An 18,609-nucleotide genomic window follows, 5' to 3' on the forward strand; every position below is an offset into this window, starting at 1 on the left:
GGGAAAAGGCGCCAGCATACCGAAGCCGTGGCGGGGCGGGCAGGGTGGGAATCCTCGCCCATTCAGGAAAGAGGTACGGTAGGTGCCGACCTTGGTCGGCACGCGCAGATTCCAGTGCCGACCAAGGTCGGCACCTACCAAACGAGTGGGTCAGAACCGGTTGTCGCCGTCCAGCATCCGGCCAAGACCTCCCAGCACCGAACCTTCGCCGCGGCTCTGGCCACCGCCCTGCGGTGCGGCCATCCACATGCGGCCAGCCAGGCGCGAGAACGGCAGCGACTGCAGCCAGACCTTGCCTGGACCGGTCAGCGTGGCCAGGAACACGCCCTCGCCTCCGAACAGCATGCTCTTGATGCCGGTGACCCGGCGTACGTCCATGTCCACCGTGGGGTGATACGCCACCACGCAGCCGGTATCCACGTCCAGGCGTTCACCGGCAGCCAGCTCGCGCTCGACCACGCAGCCACCGGCGTGGATGAACACCCAGCCGTCGCCCTCCAGCTTCTGCATGATGAAGCCCTCGCCGCCAAACAGGCCGGTCATGATCTTGCGCTGGAACTGCACGCCGATCTGCACGCCGCGCGCGCCGGCCAGGAAGCTGTCCTTCTGGCAGATCAGGCGGCCGCCGTGCTGGTCCAGTTTCATCGCCAGCACCGTGCCCGGGTAGGGCGCGGCGAAGGCGACCTTGCCCTTGCCGTGCCCGCTCTGCGTGTAGACGGTGGCGAACAGGCTCTCGCCGGTCAGCACGCGCTTGCCTGCGGCCATCACCTTGCCCATGAAGCCGCCGCCCTGGTCGCCGTTGGCGGCGCCGAACACCGTGTCCATCTGCACCGTAGCGTCCTTGAACATCAGCGCGCCGGCCTCGGCGATGGCGCTCTCGCCGGGGTCGAGCTCGATCTCCACGAACTGCATTTCATGGCCGACGATGCGGAACTCGATGTCGTCGGCGCGACCGCTGGCGCCTGCCGGCACCGGCGGCGGGGTATTGGGCATGCCCGGGGCCGGCGCCTGCAGCCCGGCCACCTCGGCGATCGGCGTCCACCCGCTCATGCCCTGGCACCAGGCCAGGGCGCGTGGATTGGCCTGCGCGTAGCGGCGCGCGGCCTCGTCATCAAGCGGGCCGACGCGCTCGGCCTGGGCGGAGGCATGGAAGTACCACTGGGTCATGGCGGCGGGTCCGTCGCGGTGGAAACCCCGAGTCTAGCGAGCCCCCGGGGGCGCCGGCGACGGGGCCATGAACGGCGGGCATTTGCGGCGTAGGTGCTGTATTGCAACAATTATCTGGTAGCGCCGTTTTACCACCCCTCCAAACACAGCCTACCGCCATGTCCCCGACCCGTACTTCCCGTGGCCGCCTTCCGGTCGCGCGCCCCCTCGTTGCCGCTCTTTCCGCCCTGCTGCCGCTGGTAGCAGCCGCCCAGGAAACCCCTGCCGCCAAGGATCCGGTTGCCCTCGATGCCCTGCAGGTGACCGCGCAGCGCCGCGTCGAGAACGCCAAGGACGTACCGGTCGCACTGAGCGCGATCCAGGGCGAGAAGCTGGATGTGCTCGGCTCGGCCGGCGATGACATCCGCTTCCTGGCCGCGCGCGTGCCCAGCCTCAACATCGAGTCGTCCTACGGCCGTGCCTTCCCGCGCTTCTACATCCGCGGTCTGGGCAACACCGATTTCGACCTCAATGCCTCGCAGCCGGTGTCGCTGGTGTACGACGACGTGGTGCAGGAAAGCCCGCTGCTGAAGGGCTTCCCGCTGTTCGACCTGGCCAACGTGGAAGTGCTGCGTGGCCCGCAGGGCACCCTGTTCGGCCGCAACACCCCGGCCGGCGTGGTCAAGTTCGATTCGGCACGCCCGTCGCAGGATGCCGATGGCTACATCCGCGTGGGATATGGCAGCTACAACAGCTGGAACGTGCAGGGTGCCTACGGCGGCCCGCTGACCGACCGCTGGTCGGCACGTGTCTCGGCCATCTACCAGCGCCGCGACGACTGGGTCGACAACACCCGCGTCGGAGCTCCCAACAGTGGCTTCGAAGGCTATGACGAATCCGCAGGCCGCGTGCAGTTCCTGTACGAAGGCGACGACTTCGAAGCGCTGTTCAACCTGCACAAGCGCAAGCTCAACGGCACCGCGCGCCTGTTCCGCGCCAACATCATCCAGAAGGGCGGCAATTCGCTGGTCGAGAACTTCGACCGCGACAAGGTGGCCAACGACGGCGTCAACTTCTCGGACCTGGACACCTGGGGCGGCAGCGCGCGCCTGCAGTGGAACCTCGGCTCGGTGACCCTGCACTCGATCACCGGCTACGAGACCGCCGAATCGCTCAACCGTGGTGACATCGACGGTGGCTACGGTGCAGCCTTCCTCGGTGCCGGCAATTACGGCCCGGGCCTGATTCCGTTCTCGTCGGAGTCTGCCGACGGCCTGCCGCACCACCGCCAGTGGACGCAGGAAGTGCGCATCGAGTCCAACGAATGGGGCCGCTTCGACTGGCAGGCCGGCGTCTTCTACTTCGATGAAGACGTGACCATCAACAACTTCAACTACGACTCGCTGACCCCGGGCAACCCGCAGACCGGCCACGTGGTGCAGAACCAGCGGAACAAGGCGTGGGCGGTGTTCGCTTCGGGCGACTTCGATGTCACCGACCGCTTCAAGCTGCGTGCCGGCGTGCGCTACACCCAGGACAAGAAGGACTTCAGCGCCAGCGTGCTGCAGGCCGTTCCGTTCGGCACCCCGGTCAGCGGCCCGTACCTGGCCAACACCGACGTCAACGACGTCAGCTGGGATGTCAGCGGCGTGTACAAGCTGACCGATGACATCAACGCCTACGCCCGTGTGGCCAAGGGCTTCCGCGCACCGTCGATCCAGGGCCGCCTGGCCTTCGCGCCGGGCCTGTCGCAGGCCGATTCGGAGAAGGTGATCTCGTATGAAGCCGGCATCAAGGCCGACCTGTTCGAGCGCCGCGCGCGCCTGGGACTGAGCGTGTTCCGCTACAACGTCGACGGCCAGCAGCTGATCGCCGTGGGCGGCAGCAACAACACCGCCACCCTGCTCAATGCCGACAAGACCATCGGCCAGGGCGTGGAGCTGGACCTGGAGGCCTACCTGGCCGACAACGTCCTGCTGACCTTCGGCAGCAGCTACAACGACACCGAGATCAAGGACAAGAACCTGGCGGTGGCGATCTGCGGCGGTGGCTGCACCATTACCGACCCGACCACGGTGATCAACGGCCAGACCTATGCGCTGGTCAACGGCAACCCGTTGCCGCAGGCACCGAAGTGGATCCACAACGCGACCCTGCGCGTGGGCTTCCCACTCAGCGACGGCAGCGAGCTCTACGCCTACACCGACTGGGCCTACCGCAGTGCGGTGAACTTCTTCATCTACGAGTCGCCGGAATTCCGCGGCCGTAGTTCGCTGGAAGGTGGCCTGCGCCTGGGCTACAACTGGGATTACGGCCAGTACGACGTGGCTGTGTTCGGCCGCAACCTGACCAACCAGACCCGCGTGGTCGGTGCGATCGACTTCAACAACCTGACCGGCTTCCTCAACGAGCCGCGTACCTGGGGCGTGGAGTTCACCGCGAAGTTCTGATGCGGTCGCTGCGTTGATGCAATGAAGAAGGGCCGGCGTAATGCCGGCCCTTCTGTTTCCTGCTTCATGTAGAGCCGAGCCTGCGCTCGGCTGCTCTGAGCCGAGCATGGCTCGGCTCTACAGAGGCATGGCTTACAACGCGCTCTGCGGGCGCACCTTCAGTACCGCGTTCTCGGTGGTGCAGTCGCGGCTGGAGTGCAGGCCGGCCTTGCGCGCGGCAGCGATCTCCTTGCGTGCGGCCAGCAGGTCTTTGTTGAACGCGGCGTTGTCGTGCAGGCGGGCCACGGCGGCGGCGCCCATGAAGCGGCCTTCCAGGATGTCGCTCTGCCAGTGCACGTTGCACACCAGGCGGCTCTCGCCGTAGTTGCGGCCGCGGGCCTGGATGGCATCGGCGCGGTCCGGCACGATCTCCGACAGGATCAGTGCCCAGGCCCAGCCGATCGAGGTATGGCCGGACGGGTAGGAGCCATTCTTGCGCAGGCCTTCTTCATCCTTCGGCGAGCAGGTCGGCTCACCGTTGACCATGAACGGGCGCGGGCGCTGGTAGTGGTTCTTGGCCGCCTTGGTGGCGGCGCTGGCGTCGATCCGGCTGCGCTCCAGCAGTCGATACAGCGCCGGAGTCTTCACCGCATCGACGTCGATGTCGGCGGCGCAGGAGAAGTGGTTTGCACCTTCGGGGAAGCCGAGTTCCGCATCGATGCCGGCCTGGGCGAAGCGCGGGCTGCCACGCAGCGCGCGGGCTTCACGGCTGACCTGTTCGTCCAGGGCGAGGGCGGCCGAACCGGCCACCGGCGGCGCCGGCACCAGGTCCAGGCTGGCCGGGACCGCATCCTTGTCCAGATAGCCCACGGCCTTGGTGGTGATGTTGGCTTCGACGGCGGTCGGCTTGGCGGCGGTGGCGGCACAACCGGCCAGGGCCACTGCCACGGCAAGGCCGAGCAGCGGGCGGGCAGGGTGGGAAATCAGCGACATGGACGGGCTCCGGAGAAAAAACATCGCGCCATGATCGCAGTCCGTGTACGACACCGCAGTGGCCATCGGTCATACGGCCAGACCCGGCATGGTCATTGCCGCGATATGAAAAACGTCATCGAGTGGCGTCAGTCTCCTGAATCCGGGCGCAGCGCACGGACTTTCACGCCGCTGCACCGCGAGCATCGGCACAACGGCAAGCGCCAGGGCCGTCCAGTTCCAGCCGGGTCGGGGGGATCCGCAGACAGAGGGAGAGAAGCGATGCGCAGCACCGCAACAGGAAGTACCGTCCTGGCCCTGCTCCTCGGGCTTGCAGCAACGCCGGCGCAGGCCGCCGACGTGGTCGGCGTGGCCTTCGTGCATGGCACCGGCGCGCAGACCAACGCCACCCAGGACTACTGGCAGCCGGCCATCATCGACACCGTGCGCCAGGGCCTGCCGAACAGCAGCAACTACGTTGTCATCAACTGCGACTTCACCCAGTACATGTGGAAGCCGGAGGCCGCCGGCTGCCTGGCCAACCAGCTGACCAGTTTCATCGACAGCCGCGGCATCACCCAGCTGGTGGTGATCACCCATTCCAACGGCGGCAACGTGGTGCGCTGGATCCTGTCCAACCCGACCTACGACAGCCGCTACCCGAAGATCATCCGCACGGTGCGCAAGGTCACCGCGCTGGCACCGTCCTCGGCGGGCACGCCGCTGGCCGATGCGGTGCTCAATGGCAATACCTTTGAAACCTCGCTGGGCTGGCTGCTGGGCTACAAGAACGACGCGGTGCGGCAGCAGCAGGTGGCGAGCATGGCCACCTACAACGCGCAGAACCTGTACGGCACCGCAGGCCGTCCCGCCCTGCCCAAGCCGTTCCGCGCGGTGGTCGGCAGTGACGTGGAATCGGCGGTGTGGGACAGCAACAGCTACTGCGGGGGCTATGCCGCCAATGTCGGCCTGGAGTTCACCCAGAACTGGCTGTCGTCCTGCTCCGACGGCTTCCTGGAGTGCAGCAGCCAGAAGGCCGCCGGCACCACCTGGTTCACCGACAAGCAGCGTACCCAGGGGGCAGAGCCGCTCAGCCACAACCAGAGTCGTCGCGAGTGCTTCGGCCTCGGCACGATCCTGCGCAACGACCTGACCCAGTGAGGGAGACGACCATGACGATCCATTCCACCCTGCTGGCCAGCGCGGTGCTGGCGGTGCTGTCCCTCTCCACAGCGCAGGCTGCGCAGCCGTTGAATGCCGCACGTGCCGGCGATCAGGTGCCCGCGGCGCTGGTTGCCGCGCCGTTGCCGGCCGATGAAAGCGAACACGCGCCGCTGTCCTTCGCTTGGGCGTTGGACCCGGCACAACCGCTGCAGGCGGCCACGCCGTATGCTTCTGTCAGCCGCAGCTACTGGCAGCAGGTCGATGGCGCGCAGCTGCAACGCGGCGTGGACCTGCCGCTGACCGCCGCCGATGCGGTGATCCAGCTGAGCCCGGCCGAAGGCGCGCGTGCAGTGCCGGCCAACACGTTGCAGGTGCGTGACCCGGCCGGCCGCAGCAGCGTGGCGCGCAGTGTCGACGCACGTGCGCTGCAGCAGGCCGGCATGCCGGTGAGCGATGGCAGCAGCATGCTGCGCACCGGCGCGACCAGTGCGGCCGGTGCGTACACGCTGCAGAGCGCGCAGGCACAGGGCCGCTACGTGGTGCAGGTGCTGGAGCCGAACAGCCCGCTGCGGCTGGAGGTGCAGGCCAACCAGCCGCAGGTGCTGGCCGGTGGCAACGTGCAGCTGCAGGCACGCCTGCTGGAAGACGGTGCCACCACCGCGCAGATGGCCTCGCGCCGCAGCAGCCTGGGCGGTGAAGCCCTGCTGGTCGCACCGGATGGACGCAGCTGGCCGCAGCGGTTGCTGCGCACCACCGATGGCGCCCTGCGTGCGCAGGTGCGGATTCCGGCTGATGTCGGCAACGTGCAGGGGCTGTGGGAGCTGCAGGTGTTCGCCCAGGCCGATGGTGTGTTGCGCGATGGCAAGGTGGCCTTCGCGGTGGCACGGCCGACCGCGCGCTTCAGTGGCCAGGCGGCGCCGGACCCGGCCAGCCGCCAGGTCGCACTGCCATTGCAGGTAGCCGCCGCTGGCCGCTACGAGGCGCGTGGCACGCTGTATGCCACCGGCCGCGATGGCCAGCTGAAGCCGGTCGCGCAGGCGCATGCGGCCGCGTGGTTCGATGGTCCGGGGCGTGGCCAGCTGGTGCTGCCGTTCGACCAGGCCGCGTTGCCGGCCGGCTTCGGCGCGCCGTACGAGCTGCGCGACCTGCAGCTGCAGGACCAGAGCCGGATGGCACCGATCGAATCGCGCGCGCTGGCGTTGAGGTTCTGAGGCTGGGTGCAGCGGGCCGGGATCCGGCCCGCTGCACCGGCATGGCGACGGAATGGCATCACATGGGGAATGGCATCACATGGGGAATGGCATCACATGGGGAATGGCATCACATGGGGAATGGCATCACATGGGGAATGGCATCACATGGGGAATGGCATCACAACGGGGTAGAGTCGACTGTTAGTCGACTGCCTTTCGCCTGAATCGCAAAGATCCCGCGCTGCGCGCGATAGTCGACTGACAGTCGACTCTACCGCCGCCGGTTTCCCGGGCCCATCGGTTTCCAAGCCGTTTCCCTCGAGGGCTCCGCCTCAGCCCGCGTAAGCGGTCAACCGGCCTTCCTGCTCGCACACGGTGATGGCGCCACCGAACACCGACGACAGCGGCTCGTTGCGCAGCAGTTCGGCGCGGGTGCCATCGGCCAGCACACGGCCATCGCGCAGCAGCACCACGCGTTCGATCTCGGGAATGATCTCTTCGATGTGGTGGGTCACCAGCACCAGGGTGATGCCCTGCTGGGCGAGCACCCGCATGGTCGCCACCAGCTGTTCGCGGGCGACCAGGTCCAGTCCGGTGGAGGGCTCGTCCAGCAGCAGCGCCTGCGGCCGGTTGACCAGCGCGCGGGCGATCAGCACCCGGCGGGTCTCGCCGGCCGACAGCTCGGCATAGGCGCGCTCGCGCAGTGCCAGCGCGCCGGCCATCGCCAGTGTCTCAGCGACGCGTGCACGCATGTCGGCAGTCACCTCGCGGAAGGCCGGCACCACGTAGCTGGCGAAGAAGCCGGACAGCACGGCCTGTTCCACGGTCAGTCCCGGCATGTCGGCCAGGTTGCTGCTGAGATCGCCGGTGACGATGCCCAGCTGCGAACGCAGCCGATCCACCTGCCAGCGGTTCTGGCCCAGCACCTTCACGGCCACCGAGCCGTCGCTTTGCGCCAGCGGGTACAGCTCGCGGGTGATCAGCTTGATGAAGGTCGATTTGCCGCAACCGTTGGGGCCGAGCAGGGCAGTATGCTGGCCCTGCGCGATGCGCAGGCTGAGCCCGTGCAGCACCTTCACCTGGCCGCGCACCACGGTGGCGCGGTCCAGTTCGATCAAGGGGGGCAGCTCCGCAACGGGCGGGGCGGCAGTCATGGTGCTGGCGCGTGGATCAAGGCTCGACAACTCAGGTCCCCAACTGTGAACGGTGCCACGGATGACGGTGGCAATCACCGCCGCAGGGATGCAGTTTGCAACGCAAGCGCCCATGATGTCTGCCATCCCCGCGTCGATACGGAGAGCCGCCATGCCCGATGCCCTGATGTCCCTGTTGACCGGAGGTGTGCTGGGCCTGGGCTGGTGGGCCATGCTGGCGGTGCTGCTGGTCTTCACCCAGATCACCATCTTCTCGGTGACCCTGTACCTGCATCGCAGCCAGGCCCATCGCGGGGTCGATTTCCACCCGGCACTGGCCCACGTGTTCCGGTTCTGGCTCTGGCTCACCACGTCGATGATCACCCGCGAATGGGTAGCCATCCACCGCAAGCACCACGCCAAGGTGGAGACCGAGGACGATCCGCACAGTCCGGTCACCCGCGGCATCGGCAAGGTGTTCTGGCACGGCGTGGAGCTGTACCGGGAAGCGCGCGGCATGCGCGCGGACATCGAGCAGTACGGGCGTGGCACCCCGGATGATGCGATCGAGCGCCACCTGTACACCCCGCACGCCACGCTCGGCCCGGTGCTGCTGCTGGCGATCAACAGCGTGCTGTTCGGCCTGCCCGGCGTGGCCCTGTGGGCGATCCAGATGGCATGGATTCCATTCTGGGCGGCCGGCGTGGTCAACGGCCTCGGCCACTGGTGGGGCTACCGCAACTACGAATCGGCCGATACCTCCACCAACCTGACGCCGTGGGGGTTCTGGATCGGTGGCGAGGAACTGCACAACAACCATCATGCCTTCCCCAGTTCGGCGCGCTTCGCGATGCGGCGCTGGGAATTTGACATCGGCTGGAGTGCGATCCGCCTGCTGCAGGCGTTGCGCCTGGCCAAGGTGCTTCGCGTTGCACCGGCCATGGACGTACGCCCGAACATCACAGTGCCCGATGCCGAAACGCTGAAGGCGCTGCTCTCGCACCGCTTCCAGGCGATGACCGACTACCAGCGCAACGTGTTCATGCCGGCCCTGCGCGAGGAGGCCACCCACGCCGGGGCCAAGCTGCGTCGCCTGCTGCCGCGCCGGCTGCGCCGTGGCCTGGTCAATGATGGCCGCTGGTTGAAGCCGGACAGCCGCGCCCAGCTCAGCGAATGGGTGGCGCAACGGCCGCGCATCCGCACCCTGGTCGAGTACCGGGGGCGCCTGGCCGCGTTGCTTGAAGCGCGCGGCCACGATGCGGCCGAGCGCCTGCATCAGCTGCAGGCGTGGTGCCGCGAGGCCGAGGAAAGCGGTATCGCCGCGTTGCAGGCCTACGCCGCACGATTGAAGGGCTACAGCCTGGTGGGCGCGTGAGGACAGGGTACGGGCTTCTGCTGGTGGCGATGCTGCCGGGCGCGGCGCTGGCCCAGGTCACCGACACCGCCAGCTATCTGCAGCGGATGGACAGCGATGGCGACGGCAGGGTCAGCGAGGCCGAGTACGTGCAGTGGATGCTGTATGCCTTCGACCGCATGGACCGCAACGGCGATGGCGTGCTGGGCGCCGAGGAGCTGCCCGGCGGCAAGGGCAGGGCGATCAGCCGCGAGCAGCAGCGGCAGGTGATCGTGAAGCGCTTCCACACGCAGGATGCCAACGGCGACGGCTACCTGGATGCACGGGAGCTGGCGGCGCCGCCGCGCTGACTCTGCACCGTCGCCGGGCATGGCGCGGCGCTACCAGGTGCACCGGTCCCGGTAGCGCCGGGCCATGCCCGGCGTAGAATCACCGCATGCCTGAACTGCCCGAAGTCGAAACCACACGCCGCGGCCTGGCGCCGCACCTGCAGGGCCGTCGCGTGCATGGGGTGATCCTGCGCCGGGCCGATCTGCGCTGGCCGATTCCGCCGGAAGTGGCCGAGCTGCTGCCGGGGCAGCGCATCGAGGACATCCGCCGCCGCGCCAAGTACCTGCTGCTGGACACCGCCATCGGCAGCGCCGTGCTGCACCTGGGCATGTCCGGCAGCCTGCGCGTGCTGCCCGGCGACACCCAGCTGCGCGCGCACGACCATGTGGATATCAGCCTGGACAACGGCCGCCTGCTGCGCTTCAACGACCCGCGCCGCTTCGGCAGCCTGCTGTGGCAGCCGGCCGGCGAGATCCATCCGCTGCTGCAGGGGCTGGGCCCGGAGCCGCTGGACGATGCCTTCGACGGGGACTACCTGTTCGCCCGCAGCCGCGGCCGCAGCGCGCCGGTGAAGACCTTCCTGATGGACCAGGCGGTGGTGGTGGGCGTGGGCAACATCTACGCCGCCGAAAGCCTGTTCAAGGCTGGCATCAGTCCGCTGCGCGAGGCCGGGAAGATCTCGCGCGAGCGCTACCAGCGGCTGGCTGGCGCGGTGAAGGAGATCCTCGGCTACGCCATCACCCGTGGTGGCACCACCCTGCGCGACTTCATCAGCCCCGATGGCGCGCCGGGCTACTTCGAGCAGGAACTGCTGGTATACGGCCGCGATGGCCTGCCGTGCCCGAACTGCGGCCGCGCACTGAAGCACGCCACCATCGGCCAGCGCGCGAGCGTCTGGTGCAGCCACTGCCAGCGCTGAGCCGGACGGCCAGCGGCAGCTGAACGGGCAGGGCGCGTCTCCGCTGCCCGTTAACGTTTGTCTGCCTATGATGGCCGACCTTCCTTCTGTGCCTGACGCGCCTGCATGCAACGACGCGACTTCATCCGCAATGCCTCCCTCGCCCTGGCTGCATTCGGCCTGCCGTCCCTGCCCGCGTGCGCGGCCAGCAAGAGTGGCCAGATGGGCCTGCGCCGCCTCGGTCAGCCGCAGCCGTTCGACTTCGCCACCCTGAAAGGGCAGGCGCGGGCGCTGGCACAAGCGCCCTACAAGAGCCACAAGCGGGTGCTGCCGGGCCGCCTGGAAGGACTGGACTGGGACCAGTACCAGTCGATCGGCTATCGCCAGGACCACGCGCTGTGGGCCGACCAGCCGGGCAAGTTCCAGGCCAAGTTCTTCCACCTGGGCCTGTACTTCCATTCGCCGGTGCGCATGTTCGACGTGGTCGACGGCAAGGCGCAGGAGCTGGCCTATGACGGCGCGGCGTTCAACTACGGCAAGAGCGGCATCAAGGACGGCGAGCTGCCGGCCGATCTGGGCTTCGCCGGGTTCCGCCTGAACACCCGCAAGGACACCGACCGCGACTTCGCTGCGTTCCTTGGCGCCAGCTACTTCCGCGCCGTCGGCAAGGAAGGCCAGTACGGCCAGTCCGCGCGTGGCCTGGCGATCGATACCGGCATGGGCAAGCCGGAGGAATTCCCGGACTTCATCGCCTATTACCTGGAACAGCCGTCGGCCGATTCGGAAACGATCGTGGTCTATGGCCTGCTGGATTCGCCCAGCGTGGCCGGCGCCTACCGCTTCGCGATCACCAATGGCGATGTGCTGCTGATGGACATCGACAGCGCGCTGTACCCGCGCAAGGCGATCGAGCGCCTGGGCATCGCACCGTGCACCAGCATGTACCAGGTGGGCGAGAACGACCGCCGCATGGGCTGGGACTGGCGCCCGGAGATCCACGATACCGATGGCCTGTCGCTGTGGACCGGCGCCGGCGAGTGGATCTGGCGGCCGTTGCTGAACCCGCGCAACCTGCGCTTCAACATGTTCATGGACCGCAACCCGCGCGGCTTCGGCCTGCTGCAGCGTGACCGCAACTTCGACCACTACCAGGACGATGGCGTGTTCTACGAGAAGCGCCCGTGCCTGTGGGTGGAGCCGAAGGGCGAGTGGGGCGAAGGCTCGGTGCAGCTGGTGGAGATTCCCACCGTGGACGAGACCTTCGACAACATCGTGGCCTTCTGGAACCCGAAGGAAAAACCGCAGCCGGGCCAGGAGCTGCTGGTCGGCTACCGCCTGTATTGGGGCGCCGAGCCGCCGGCACGCCCGCCGCTGGCGCACTGCGTGGCCAGCCGCACCGGCCTGGGCGGCGTGGTCGGCAAGAAGCGCGAGTATTTCAGCTGGCGTTTCGCGGTGGACTTCGAAGGCGGCGAACTGGCCAGGCTGATCGACAAGGCCGAGGTCGAGGCGGTGGTGGAAGCCAGCCGTGGCCGGGTCGAGATCGTGTCGGCGCGCCCGCTGCGCGAGATCAACGGGTACCGCGCGATGTTCGACCTGGTGCCGCCGGAGGGCAGCACCGAGCAGATCGATATCCGCCTGTTCCTGCGCAGTGGCGGCAAGACCCTTACCGAGACCTGGCTGTACCAGTACACCCCGCCGCCGGCGGGTGCGCCGGAGCGCACGCTGTACTGAGTGGTTTGGGATTGCAGGGCTTGCAGCCCTGCACCTGCTTCAATCAAAAGCAACGTCAACAGCAGAAGCTGGTTTCCTGTGGGGACCCACCCCGCCTTCGACAGTTTTGCGCGATCTGTCGGAACAGCTCGTGGGGTCAGATCCGTTTTCCGAAGGAAAACGGATCTGACCCCGGAATTTCATTCGATATCTGACAGAGGTGTCGACCAAGGTCGACACCCACCAACAGCTGCGGGATTCTGTCAGAGGTGGGGCGGTGTCGGAGTGCGGGGTGTCAGCCGCATGGATGCGGCTGCCAAGCTTACAGGGACGTACTTGCAGCGTCCCCGCACTCCGACACCGTCCCGCCATCCCACGGAATGCCGCTTTGGCTTTGGCCGTTGCCGTTGCTGTTGCTGTTGCCTCTGCGGGTGCAGGGCGCAGCCCTGCCGAACACCCTCTACAGCGGCAGGGGCGCCTGCGCCGGGTCGATCCGCCCTTCACCGCGGGTGATCTTCTTGAACTCGGCACGGCTGACCGACACGTAGCGGTCGTTGCCACCGATCTCCACCTGCGGGCCATCCTTTACCGCGTGGCCATGTTCGTCCACGCGTACCGTCATCGTTGCCTTCTTGCCGCTGTGACAGATGGTCTTGATCTCCTGCATCTCGTCGGCCCAGGCCAGCAGGTACTGGCTGCCCTCGAACAGCTCGCCGCGGAAGTCGGTGCGCAGCCCGTAGCACAACACCGGAATGCGCAGCTGGTCGACCACCTCGCTCAGCTGCCAGACCTGGGCACGGGTGAGGAACTGCGCTTCGTCCACCAGCACGCAGCCCATCGGCCCGTGGGCGGCCAGGTCCTGCTCGACCCACTGCTGCAGGTCGGTGTCACGGTCGAACGCCATGCCCTCGGCGCGCAGGCCGATGCGCGAGGCGACCACGCCGGCGCCGGCACGATCATCCAGGCGCGGGGTCAGGATCGCCACCCGCATGCCGCGCTCGCGGTAGTTGTGCGCGCTCTGCAGCAGGGTGGTGGTCTTGCCGGCGTTCATCGCCGAATAGTAGAAATAGAGCTTGGCCATCGGCCAATTCTAGTCGCCCACCGCCTTGTCGTCGCGGACCGTGTCCGGCCGTCCTATCTCGACGCTGGGGGTCCGCGCGGGGCGCCAGTAGTTGTCCTGCAGGCACCAGTAGTCGGCGGCGCGCCAGTAGTCGTTGTCGTAGACGATGCTGCCCGGCGTCGCGATGCCCTGCTCGTTGCCGCGGCGGGGGACGACGATCAGGCCGGAGCTCACGTACCCGAGGCGGCTGCCGGTGATCTGCTGGCGGCCGTCCCTGAGGGCGCGCTCCATGCGAGGCTTGGCCACGCGGTCGCCATAGTCGGCATAGACCTGCTGGCCGCGCTCGATCGCCTGTGCCTGCTGCAATGCGTCCAGGCGTGCCCAATAGTGCTCCCGCAGCACCAGGAAGTCGTGATACATGCGCTCGGCGGCAAGGTCCATCCAGATGTAGGCCATCACCGGATCGGCCCGGGTACCGAGGCCCTCCTGGTACAGCCGCGCCACCATGGCCTGGGAGAATTTGTCGGCGTAGCGCGCCGAACGCTTGTAGTAGTCCAGCGCCCTGGCGGGCTGTCTGTCCCGTTCGGCCTGCTGGGCCATGCTGCGCCAGAACAGGTCCGGATGGGCATCAAAGAAGCCTCCGGTCAGGACGGTTGGCGGGATCTGCCGCGGGGCCTCCACCGGGCATTCCCTGGCGGTCACGCCAGCGGCCATCGACAGGCCCAGCAGCAGGCAGAAGAGTGGAGCGTGCTTCGCTTTCATATGATCGCCCTCCTGGCAATGACTATGGAAATACGAACGTCAGCGCCCCGCGCCTTCCACCGGGCTGAGTGGGCCGACCTCAACGCTGCGGCCGCGGAATTCCTGTTCCCAGATGCGGTCCTGCATGCACCAGTAAGCTGCAGGGTCCCAGTACGCATCCCGGTAGTAGTCATCGCCGCGGGTCGGCCAGCCGGCTTCCGGGCCGTCGGACAGTTCCACCTGCAGCATCGAGCTGACCCAGCCGGTACGGCTGCCGGTCATGCGGCTGCGGTCCACGCGCATGGCAGCCTCCATGCGCGGCTTGGCCGTGGCATCGCCGTAGGCCGCATACAGCGCCGGCCCTTCGGTGAGCACCCGTTGCCGCTGCGCGGCATCCAGGCGGTTCCAGTAGCGCTCGCGCTCCAGCAGCAGGTCGCGGTAGCCGCGTTCGGCGGCCAGGTCCATCCAGATGTAGGCCAGCACCGGATCAGGGGCGGTACCCGTGCCCTCCTGGTACATGCGCGCGACCAGCGACTGCGACAGCTTGTCGGCGTGCGCGGCTGCCCGCTTGAAGCGCACCAGCGCATGATCGGGCCGGCCCTGGCGCCACGACTGCAGGCCCAGCTCGCGCCAGTGCAGATCAGGATGAGCCTGCAGGAAGCCCTGGGTCATCAGCGCAGGCCGCAACGATGCGCCAGGATCGGGCGCGCAGTCCGCACTGCGGGCGGCCAACGGCGCCAGCAGCAACAGCAGGGTGCCCAGCAGGGCGGCAGAAGCGGTCGGGCGCATGCACCTGGCTCCAGTGCTCCGGTGGCGAATCAATAGCTTAGGAACGGTGTGCATGCAAGTCAGGTCCGCCCGCTGCGGCCCCGCTACAATCCCATTCCCATGCACGGTCTCAATCCCCCCCAAGCCGCCGCCGTCCTGCACATCGAAGGTCCGTTGCTGGTGCTCGCCGGCGCGGGCAGCGGCAAGACGCGCGTGATCGTGGAAAAGATCGCCCATCTGATCGGCAGCGGCCGCTATCCGGCACGCCGCATCGCCGCGATCACCTTCACCAACAAGTCGGCCAAGGAAATGCGCGAGCGTGTGGCCAAGCGCCTGCGCGAGCAGGATGCGGACGAGGTGACCATCTGCACCTTCCATGCGCTGGGCCTGAAGTTCCTGCAGATCGAGCATGCCGCTGTGGGCCTGAAGCGTGGTTTCTCGATCTTCGACGCCGACGATGCCGCCGCGCAGATCAAGGACCTGATGTACGGAGCCAAGCCCGACGACATCGAGGACATGAAGAACCTGGTGTCGCGCGCGAAGAACGCCGGCCTGTCGCCCGAGCAGGCGATGGCCGCCGCGCGCAGCAACCGCGAGAAGGAAGCGGCCAGCGTCTACGAGCGCTACCAGCTGCGCCTGACCGCGTTCAATGCGGTCGATTTCGATGACCTGATCCGTTTGCCGGTGCAGATCCTGGAAGAGAATCCGGAGATCGCGCTGGCCTGGCGTGAACGCATCGGCTACCTGCTGGTGGACGAATGCCAGGACACCAACGACGCGCAGTATCGCCTGCTCAAGCAGCTGGCCGGTGAGAAGGGCAACTTCACCTGCGTGGGCGATGACGATCAGTCGATCTACGCCTGGCGCGGCGCCAACCCGGAAAACCTGCAGCAGATGGGGCGCGACTACCCCACGCTGGAGATCATCAAGCTGGAGCAGAATTACCGCTGCTCCAACCGCGTGCTGCGCGCTGCCAACGCGCTGATCGCCAACAACCCGCATGAGCACCTGAAGAAGCTGTGGAGCGACCAGGCCGACGGCGAACGCATCCGCGTATGGGAATGCCGCAACAGCGAACACGAAGCGGAAAAGGTCGCCGCCGAGATCGCCTTCGTGGCCCAGTCGCGCAACGTGCCGTGGAGTGATTTCTGCATCCTGTTCCGCGGCAACTTCCAGTCGCGCCCGCTGGAAAAGGCGATGCAGCTGCTGCGCATCCCCTACCATCTGACCGGCGGCACCATGTTCCTGGAGCGCCAGGAAGTGAAGGACACGCTGGCCTGGCTGCGCCTGCTGGTGAACCCGGACGACGACACCGCATTCATGCGCGCGGTGCAGTCGCCCAAGCGCGATGTGGGTGCCGGCACGCTGGCCAAGCTGGCCGAGCTGGCGCAGGAAAAGGACATGCCGATGGCGCAGGCCGCCGAGGCGATCGGCGCACTGCAGCAGCTGCCACCGCGCGCGGCCAACAGCCTGGCCCGCTTCACCGATATCCTGCGTGACCTGCGTGCGCAGACCCGGCAGGTCAGTTCCGGTGACATGATCCGCAAGGTCGCCAAGGAATCCGGCCTGCTCAGCGAACTGCGCCAGCAGGCCAAGGAAGAGGCCAGCTACCAGCGCCGCGCCAACAACATCGAGGAACTGGCGCAGTGGTTCGAGGGCGGCCCGCGCGGTGCCACCGCCGCTGACCTGGCCGGCCAGCTGGCGCTGCTGTCGCGCAGCGACAAGGACGAGGGCGGCAACCAGGTGCGCATGATGACCATGCACGCCTCCAAGGGCCTGGAGTTCCCGTATGTGTTCATCGTTGGCTGCGAGGACGGCGTGCTGCCGCACCAGGTGAGCCTGGACGAGGGCAACCTGCAGGAAGAACGTCGCCTGCTGTACGTGGGCATCACCCGCGCCAAGATCCAGCTGTGGATGAGCTACAGCAAGCTGACGCGCAAGTTCGGCGAGCATGTGCGGCTGAAGCCGAGCCGGTTCTTCGAGGAGATTCCGGCCGAGGAGATCCAGCGCGATGGCGCTGACCCGGTGGCGGATGCGGCACGGAAGAAGGAGCGCGCCAGCGCGGGGTTGGCTGCGATCGAGGCGCTGTTTGATTGATCGGCGAACGGCGCAGCCCCTCGTGGTTGGCGCCGTTCGCAGTGCATTCGTGGTGGGCCGGGCGGGTGGGCTGGCCGGGACACGCCGTAAACCCGTCCATGGGGGCTCGGCCGCTGCATCCATGCCGCGGACGGTCCCGCCCAGCCCACCCGCCCGGCCTCTGACAGGTTCCGTGCGCGCCAGCCACGGAAAAGAAAAAAGAAAATCAAAAGCAACAGCCGGGGGTGAGGCAGAATCGGGGTTTCGGCTGGAGGTCTGCCTGTGCAACCGATCGAGAGTGAACGCCTGCGCCTGCGCCGCATCGAGCCCGACCGCGACGCGGCGCCGATGCTGACCCTGCTCAACGATCCCGGCTTCCTGCGCTTCATCGGCGACCGCAACGTGCGCAGCGAGGAACAGGCGCGCGAGTACATCGCGCTGCGCGTGCTGCACAGCTATGCGTTGAACGGGTTCGGCATGTACGCCATCGAGCGCCTGTCCGACGGCGCTTGGCTGGGCAACGCCGGGCTGGTGCGGCGCGATGGCCTGCCGGGGCCGGACATCGGCTATGCCGTGCTGTCGGAATTTGCCGGGCAGGGGTATGCCGGTGAGGCGGCGCGGGCAGTGTTCGCGCACGCCCGTGGCGCGCTGGGCCTGCAGGATCTGTATGGCATTACTGATCTGGACAACGTGGTGTCCGGGAAGATCCTGCTGGGCCTGGGCATGCAGGAGCGCGGGGTGATCCAGCTGCCGGGCGTGGACAGCCCGAGCCGCTTTTATGCCACGCCGGGTGCGGCAGAGGTCGGGTAGTGCCGGCAGCTGGCCGGCAACTCGAGGTGGCGATGGGGTCAGAGCCCGCACTGCGGGATCCGACCCCGGTGGGCTGATCGTGGTGGGTGCCGACCGTTGGTCGGCACCCACCCTTCAGCCCCGCAGTTCCGCCAGCTGTGCCTGCAGCTCGGCCACGGCCGCTTCCAGTTGGGCCACTCGCTCGGCCAGGCCGGGGTCGGCTGCGTCGTTGCCACCGCCGCTGCTGGCGTACCTGGCCGCCAGCGCCGCGCCATCCACTTCACCGCACAGCAGGTGCATGTAGCGGTCCTCGCGCTGGCCGCTGGCACGCGGCAGCACCATCAGCAGCGCGCGCTGCTGCAGGCGCTCGATGGCGTGGCGGGCTTCGTCGGTGTCGGCGAAGCGGTGCAGGCGCTCGCTGCGCGAGACCAGCTCGCCCAGCGTCTGCGGACCGCGCAGCAGCAGCATCGCCAGCAGCACGGTCTGCTGCCGGGTCAGGTCCAGCGCGCCCTGCAGCCGGTGTTCGTAACGGTCGGCGCGCGAAGAAAAGTGCTGGCGGGCCAGGCCCAGGGTTTCCAGCTGGCGCAGGGCGTGCTGCACGCTGCCGGCGTCAACGTTCATCACCGGCTCGCGGGCGGTCTTCTGGTTGGCGGCCGACTGGGCCGCATTGATCGTCAGCGGGTAGGTGTCCGGTGTGGTTGCCTCCTTCTCCACCAGGCAGCCCAGCAGGCGGGCCTGCACGGCATCGAGCAGGGGGACGTCGGGGGTCTGGACGGAATCGGTCATGGCGGCCTCCGGAGGGGCAACGGGTCAACCACCAAGCATAGCCGTCCCAGGGCCGCCTTT

General features: G+C 67.7%; 16 protein-coding genes. 9 read left to right on the plus strand and 7 right to left on the minus strand.

The genetic code is table 11. The features are described 5' to 3' along the window. Nucleotides 1-150: 150 nt before the first annotated feature. Complete coding sequence (locus tag AASM09_RS00160) at nt 151-1,167, minus strand: TIGR00266 family protein (RefSeq protein WP_049429164.1); 1,017 nt, start codon at nt 1,165-1,167, stop codon at nt 151-153. Nucleotides 1,168-1,325: 158 nt separating this feature from the next. On the opposite strand from AASM09_RS00160, the gene AASM09_RS00165 reads away from it, so the two are divergent. Then, a complete protein-coding gene (locus tag AASM09_RS00165) occupies nt 1,326-3,596 on the plus strand; it encodes a TonB-dependent receptor (protein WP_049429163.1) in 2,271 nt (756 codons plus the stop codon). 132 nt (nt 3,597-3,728) lie between these two features. On the opposite strand, the gene AASM09_RS00170 is transcribed toward AASM09_RS00165, so the two are convergent. Continuing rightward, nucleotides 3,729-4,568, minus strand: coding sequence for an acid phosphatase (locus AASM09_RS00170; protein WP_049429162.1), 840 nt, complete (start codon nt 4,566-4,568; stop codon nt 3,729-3,731). A gap of 261 nt (nt 4,569-4,829) precedes the next feature. Between AASM09_RS00170 and AASM09_RS00175 the strand changes: the two genes are divergently transcribed. Further along, a complete protein-coding gene (locus tag AASM09_RS00175) occupies nt 4,830-5,708 on the plus strand; it encodes a hypothetical protein (protein ID WP_049429161.1) in 879 nt (292 codons plus the stop codon). Between the two features lie 11 nt (nt 5,709-5,719). After that, entirely contained in the window at nt 5,720-6,922 is a 1,203-nt protein-coding gene (locus AASM09_RS00180; protein ID WP_100443734.1) for a DUF4785 domain-containing protein, read from the plus strand. Nucleotides 6,923-7,236: 314 nt separating this feature from the next. On the opposite strand, the gene AASM09_RS00185 is transcribed toward AASM09_RS00180, so the two are convergent. Continuing rightward, nucleotides 7,237-8,058 (minus strand): ABC transporter ATP-binding protein, encoded by an 822-nt coding sequence (locus AASM09_RS00185; protein ID WP_049431099.1) that lies wholly within the window; start codon nt 8,056-8,058, stop codon nt 7,237-7,239. Between the two features lie 151 nt (nt 8,059-8,209). On the opposite strand from AASM09_RS00185, the gene AASM09_RS00190 reads away from it, so the two are divergent. The 4 genes from AASM09_RS00190 to AASM09_RS00205 all read left to right on the plus strand — a co-directional run bounded on the left by AASM09_RS00190 (nt 8,210) and on the right by AASM09_RS00205 (nt 12,350). Next, nucleotides 8,210-9,412 carry a DesA family fatty acid desaturase gene (locus AASM09_RS00190; protein WP_049431096.1) on the plus strand — a complete coding sequence of 401 codons (1,203 nt, stop codon included), beginning with the start codon at nt 8,210-8,212 and terminating at the stop codon, nt 9,410-9,412. Further along, nucleotides 9,409-9,741 (plus strand): EF-hand domain-containing protein, encoded by a 333-nt coding sequence (locus AASM09_RS00195; RefSeq protein ID WP_049431095.1) that lies wholly within the window; start codon nt 9,409-9,411, stop codon nt 9,739-9,741. Before AASM09_RS00190 ends, AASM09_RS00195 begins: the two co-directional genes overlap by 4 nt. Before the next feature lie 86 nt (nt 9,742-9,827). Continuing rightward, nucleotides 9,828-10,640, plus strand: a complete 813-nt coding sequence (gene mutM, locus AASM09_RS00200; protein WP_049431091.1) for a bifunctional DNA-formamidopyrimidine glycosylase/DNA-(apurinic or apyrimidinic site) lyase — start codon at nt 9,828-9,830, stop codon at nt 10,638-10,640. Nucleotides 10,641-10,745: 105 nt separating this feature from the next. Then, nucleotides 10,746-12,350 (plus strand): glucan biosynthesis protein, encoded by a 1,605-nt coding sequence (locus tag AASM09_RS00205; RefSeq protein ID WP_049431089.1) that lies wholly within the window; start codon nt 10,746-10,748, stop codon nt 12,348-12,350. A gap of 439 nt (nt 12,351-12,789) precedes the next feature. Here AASM09_RS00205 and AASM09_RS00210 read toward each other — a convergent pair whose 3' ends face one another. Genes AASM09_RS00210 through AASM09_RS00220 form a run of 3 tightly spaced genes read right to left on the minus strand, consistent with a single transcriptional unit; the run spans nt 12,790 to nt 14,919 of the window. Next, nucleotides 12,790-13,410, minus strand: a complete 621-nt coding sequence (locus tag AASM09_RS00210) for a thymidine kinase (RefSeq protein WP_049426678.1) — start codon at nt 13,408-13,410, stop codon at nt 12,790-12,792. Nucleotides 13,411-13,419: 9 nt separating this feature from the next. Further along, nucleotides 13,420-14,151 (minus strand): sel1 repeat family protein, encoded by a 732-nt coding sequence (locus AASM09_RS00215; RefSeq protein WP_049426677.1) that lies wholly within the window; start codon nt 14,149-14,151, stop codon nt 13,420-13,422. Nucleotides 14,152-14,190: 39 nt separating this feature from the next. Continuing rightward, on the minus strand, nt 14,191-14,919 hold the full coding sequence (locus AASM09_RS00220; protein WP_049426676.1) for an SEL1-like repeat protein: 729 nt from the start codon (nt 14,917-14,919) through the stop codon (nt 14,191-14,193). 99 nt (nt 14,920-15,018) lie between these two features. On the opposite strand from AASM09_RS00220, the gene AASM09_RS00225 reads away from it, so the two are divergent. Both AASM09_RS00225 and AASM09_RS00230 read left to right on the plus strand, forming a co-directional pair. Beyond that, nucleotides 15,019-16,995 (plus strand): UvrD-helicase domain-containing protein, encoded by a 1,977-nt coding sequence (locus tag AASM09_RS00225; protein ID WP_049426675.1) that lies wholly within the window; start codon nt 15,019-15,021, stop codon nt 16,993-16,995. Nucleotides 16,996-17,256: 261 nt separating this feature from the next. Beyond that, on the plus strand, nt 17,257-17,784 hold the full coding sequence (locus tag AASM09_RS00230) for a GNAT family N-acetyltransferase (protein ID WP_049430922.1): 528 nt from the start codon (nt 17,257-17,259) through the stop codon (nt 17,782-17,784). A gap of 114 nt (nt 17,785-17,898) precedes the next feature. On the opposite strand, the gene AASM09_RS00235 is transcribed toward AASM09_RS00230, so the two are convergent. Beyond that, a complete protein-coding gene (locus AASM09_RS00235; RefSeq protein ID WP_049430920.1) occupies nt 17,899-18,549 on the minus strand; it encodes a YceH family protein in 651 nt (216 codons plus the stop codon). Nucleotides 18,550-18,609: the final 60 nt, after the last annotated feature.

The organism is Stenotrophomonas maltophilia, from assembly GCF_039555535.1.
Classification (GTDB): Bacteria; Pseudomonadota; Gammaproteobacteria; order Xanthomonadales; family Xanthomonadaceae; genus Stenotrophomonas; species Stenotrophomonas maltophilia_Q.

Excerpts from the sequence above, each read along its gene's own strand:
- AASM09_RS00160 (WP_049429164.1), bottom strand. The coding sequence starts at position 1,167 with ATGACCCAGTGGTACTTCCATGCCTCCGCCCAGGCCGAGCGCGTCGGC.
- AASM09_RS00165 (WP_049429163.1), top strand. The coding sequence starts at position 1,326 with ATGTCCCCGACCCGTACTTCCCGTGGCCGCCTTCCGGTCGCGCGCCCC.
- AASM09_RS00170 (WP_049429162.1), bottom strand. The coding sequence starts at position 4,568 with ATGTCGCTGATTTCCCACCCTGCCCGCCCGCTGCTCGGCCTTGCCGTG.
- AASM09_RS00175 (WP_049429161.1), top strand. The coding sequence starts at position 4,830 with ATGCGCAGCACCGCAACAGGAAGTACCGTCCTGGCCCTGCTCCTCGGG.
- AASM09_RS00180 (WP_100443734.1), top strand. The coding sequence starts at position 5,720 with ATGACGATCCATTCCACCCTGCTGGCCAGCGCGGTGCTGGCGGTGCTG.
- AASM09_RS00185 (WP_049431099.1), bottom strand. The coding sequence starts at position 8,058 with ATGACTGCCGCCCCGCCCGTTGCGGAGCTGCCCCCCTTGATCGAACTG.
- AASM09_RS00190 (WP_049431096.1), top strand. The coding sequence starts at position 8,210 with ATGCCCGATGCCCTGATGTCCCTGTTGACCGGAGGTGTGCTGGGCCTG.
- mutM (WP_049431091.1), top strand. The coding sequence starts at position 9,828 with ATGCCTGAACTGCCCGAAGTCGAAACCACACGCCGCGGCCTGGCGCCG.
- AASM09_RS00205 (WP_049431089.1), top strand. The coding sequence starts at position 10,746 with ATGCAACGACGCGACTTCATCCGCAATGCCTCCCTCGCCCTGGCTGCA.
- AASM09_RS00210 (WP_049426678.1), bottom strand. The coding sequence starts at position 13,410 with ATGGCCAAGCTCTATTTCTACTATTCGGCGATGAACGCCGGCAAGACC.
- AASM09_RS00215 (WP_049426677.1), bottom strand. The coding sequence starts at position 14,151 with ATGAAAGCGAAGCACGCTCCACTCTTCTGCCTGCTGCTGGGCCTGTCG.
- AASM09_RS00220 (WP_049426676.1), bottom strand. The coding sequence starts at position 14,919 with ATGCGCCCGACCGCTTCTGCCGCCCTGCTGGGCACCCTGCTGTTGCTG.
- AASM09_RS00225 (WP_049426675.1), top strand. The coding sequence starts at position 15,019 with ATGCACGGTCTCAATCCCCCCCAAGCCGCCGCCGTCCTGCACATCGAA.
- AASM09_RS00235 (WP_049430920.1), bottom strand. The coding sequence starts at position 18,549 with ATGACCGATTCCGTCCAGACCCCCGACGTCCCCCTGCTCGATGCCGTG.